General features: G+C 33.2%; 5 protein-coding genes. All 5 read right to left on the bottom strand.

Features of this window, described 5'->3' with window-relative positions:
* Nucleotides 1–208 precede the first annotated feature (208 nt).
* Nucleotides 209–568, bottom strand: coding sequence for a hypothetical protein (locus tag KKC53_02585; protein MBU2598055.1), 360 nt, complete (start codon nt 566–568; stop codon nt 209–211).
* A 176-nt stretch (nt 569–744) separates the two neighbouring features.
* Complete coding sequence (locus KKC53_02590; GenBank protein MBU2598056.1) at nt 745–1,032, bottom strand: tetratricopeptide repeat protein; 288 nt, start codon at nt 1,030–1,032, stop codon at nt 745–747.
* Nucleotides 1,033–1,260: 228 nt separating this feature from the next.
* Nucleotides 1,261–1,554 (bottom strand): hypothetical protein, encoded by a 294-nt coding sequence (locus KKC53_02595; protein MBU2598057.1) that lies wholly within the window; start codon nt 1,552–1,554, stop codon nt 1,261–1,263.
* A 162-nt stretch (nt 1,555–1,716) separates the two neighbouring features.
* Nucleotides 1,717–2,331 (bottom strand): hypothetical protein, encoded by a 615-nt coding sequence (locus KKC53_02600; GenBank protein ID MBU2598058.1) that lies wholly within the window; start codon nt 2,329–2,331, stop codon nt 1,717–1,719.
* A 204-nt stretch (nt 2,332–2,535) separates the two neighbouring features.
* Nucleotides 2,536–3,225: a hypothetical protein gene (locus tag KKC53_02605; GenBank protein ID MBU2598059.1), complete on the bottom strand. Its 690-nt coding sequence runs from the start codon at nt 3,223–3,225 to the stop codon at nt 2,536–2,538.
* Nucleotides 3,226–3,606: the final 381 nt, after the last annotated feature.

Genomic DNA, 3,606 nt, shown 5'->3' on the forward strand with positions numbered 1-3,606 from the left:
AAATAGCTTATCAAATATTCCCATTTTCTCACCTCCATTTTCTTAAATGCAGCTTGAAGTCCGCCGCCCATTAAAATATATCTGACGGAGTTGGGTAGGTGCCTCCGCTTGCCTTTTCACGTAACCCTTTTCAACATAATCCTTATGTGCTTCAGTCAATGGCTTGCTCCTCGTCTGTCTTGCTCGGTAGCCTTCATGATTTCCACGGTTACTTGAACTCCTGCTCTACAAACGCCTTTATCTCCTTTACTATTCTGTGACTGGGTCTCTGAGAAACGAAAGAAAAAAGCCACAACATCAGAATGAAACCTATAAAACCACCAGCCCCTCCAACTGCGTCAGAAGAAAACACAGCGGCTAGCCACATTAGAAGTAATAGCGCCCAGAATATTCTTACAAGTGTAGAACCAGGCTGTCCCAGTAAATAAAAGGTAGTTTGGTTTCGCTTCTGCTTTAATCTAACATAGACTGCACGCCAAGCACTCTTCTTAACAACAAAAGCCCAGCCTGGCATTTTGGTCTTATAAATCTCATATTTGTCAGCGAAGTGGCTTTGAAATATCTTCATCGCATCCTCCGCCGTCAATTCAGGGTGATGACCCACTATAACCTTTGCTATAATACACACCTCCTCGCATGTTAAAATTTAGTGTTAGTATAAAGTTATTTCGTCTTAACGGTATACTTTCAGAGTCCTTCGGAATGCCTCGACTGTTTCTTTATGCCTGTATTCCTTGAAGAAAATCATGATGTTTTGCCCAAATCTTCAAGCATTTTTCTGGCTTCTACATACCCGGGGTTCAATTTGATTGCCATTTCGAATTCTTTTTTAGACTCTGATTTCTTGCCAAGTTTGAGATACGATTGTCCTCTGTCGAAATAAGATTCAGCTACCTTTGGACTGTATTGTAAGGAAATAGGAAAATCATCTATTGCTTCTTGGTATCTACCTGTAGTTAAGAAAGCCTTCCCACGAAAGCAGAATGATGCATTAGCTTTTTGAGATCCTATCTTTTTTACACGCTTATTCATTATTTCTTGTGATTTCTTACATATCTCGATTATTGCTTGATATTGCAATTAATTATTATGCATCTAAATTCTCCTTTCTGATCACTCAATTGAAGATAACTTGCTCTTACATTAAATATCTATAAAATTAATTTGCAATATAAACTTCTTAGATTTCAACATATCCAATATATTGTTTGAAATCATCTTATACGGGTTAAAACAGAATTAAAACTTAGAAATTTCAGCTTATTTGGAATGAGTAACTAGAATACTTGAAACTTTAGGAGTTACATCAAGCCTTACACCGCATTTTGGACAGTGGTAAAACCCTGCACTTGGTGGTGGAGGTTTGGATGGAGCACATCCTTGACAATATATGCTACCACATCTTGGGCATTCCCCAGCTGGTAGATCAGGTCTTGGTACTGAGACAAATACCCTTGGTCCTTTATCCACCTTTGTCGGAACTTTCCAAACTCTACCACATTTTGCACAACAAACTTGTTCGCCTCTTTTAAATAATCTGCCAAATATTCCCATTTTTCAGCCCTCCTAAAATTTGTCTTTATCAACTTATATTAATTATTTTAAAAATATTTAATTTTGAATATTAAATTAAATAAATCTATACCAAGTAAATTATACAATTATTTTTTTATAAACCCCCTTACCATTTCAAAAAGAACTTTGTCAGTTTAAAGGTTATTTTGAAATCTTTAAAGAATCAATAATATCTATAAAAATTGGCTCATAATCTGGATACAATTCTTTTCTTGCTCGAAGATCTAGCATGTAAGTTTTGCCACTAATTATAATATAAATACCCCAACTTTGGGTTTCCTTGCTTTTACCAATAGTTTTTATTTCTATGTCAGGTAAGTCACAGATAGTACTTTGATTAATTGAAATTAGTCTCTTTCCATATTGTGACTCATAAGTATTTTTAACATTTTCATATTGTTCGTCAGAAATAGTGCCAGTTGAAGCTGGATCAGATATCACGAATATTGAAAATACTGCTTCTCCAATATCTTCTTTCCATGAATCACCTATATAAACACCACCTATATATTCAAAATTATCCGGTGACCCTCCTCGCATGGAAGTTTTAAAAATTTCATCTATTTTTTTATCATCAATCTTTTTCCAGTTTGAGGGATACTTAAAGGTGAACACACTCTCTGAAAATGTTTTGCTCTCTGCAGCTATACTCTCTTTTATATATGACTTCTCAGGAGGTTTCGCACAAGAACTTGCAAATAAATTAATTGAAAGAAGTAAGGTTATAATTATTAATATGCTAAATATCTTTTTCATCTTCCACCTTTTTTATCAAAATATCTTAAAAATTTTATTATTTAGATTTTTAAATTTATTTATAAAACATCACCTCCTCACATAATATGTTTATTTTAATGTTTATTTATATTATACAAATTAAATATTTTTCTAATTATCATATTTATATGTCATCTAACGCAGCTATACTAATTTTCTGCATAGTCTGAATTGTTAAGAGTTTTACTCACACCACCAAGTCCAATCTTTTAACTGTTTAGAGAGATTATATTTACCTGACATTTTCACACCACCACATCCAACCACTGTATAGTTATATTCGCCGGGTATTACATTTATAGTTTGATTGCCTGGAGGTAGTTTGAAACTATATTTTGCTGGTCCATCTAGGTCAATGTATAAAGTTCCACCAGTGTTGTTGACTATAAGAATAGGAATGGTTGGGATACAACTATATGTTAAAGTTATTGAATCAGAGGCTGTACCCTGAGAGTTTGTAGCAGTAGCTTCTAATGTAAAAAAATCTCCTTTTTTATGTAGGTTTACCTGTGAAACATTTTTACCCCATGCTCCTAAACTATCATCTTTATTAAAAGATATGGCTGGATAGGGATTACCAGTAACATGTGCTTTTACTCTGTAGTAACAGACATTGTCACCATGTGGAGAAAATGTAGGACCCTCATATATTTCTAACCTAATAGTTGGAGCTGTTAATACCTCTTCAGTTGTTTCTTCTACAGTCTCTTCCCCTGTTTCTTCAGCTGTTTCCTCAGGAGTAGTCTCATCAGGTGTAGTTTCTTCAGCTTCCTCTACTTGTGCTTCTGGAGGGCAACCAGTAAGTGTAAATAACAATGATGTAACAATTGAAAGTGTAATAATTACTAAAAATATCTTTTTAAGAGAATTCATTCAAAAAACTCCTTTTAAGTTACTTACAGTAAAAATTATTTTTGTATAATATTATATCTAAATAAAAATAGGTTATGTAAAATATTTTCTGTAAATTTAAGATAAATTAATAGTAAATTTTCTTGACAGAGCCACTGTTATTCTTTTAAGCATCAAATAAAAAACTTAAAATGAGATAATAAGGATGGTCCAAAGAATGTTTAACAGAAAAGAGACTCTTCTTTTGGATATATGAGACGAGAGAGAAAGTAAAACAGGTCATATCTTTCTATGAGAACAGATTGCTGAAGATAGCAGACTATATATTCACCTTTTTACCTCAAATAGTAAATGCTTAAAAGGATAACTTATGGCTTAATTTACAGAAAAATTTTGACAGAA

The organism is Actinomycetota bacterium (assembly GCA_018830725.1).
GTDB lineage: Bacteria > Actinomycetota > Humimicrobiia > JAHJRV01 > JAHJRV01 > JAHJRV01.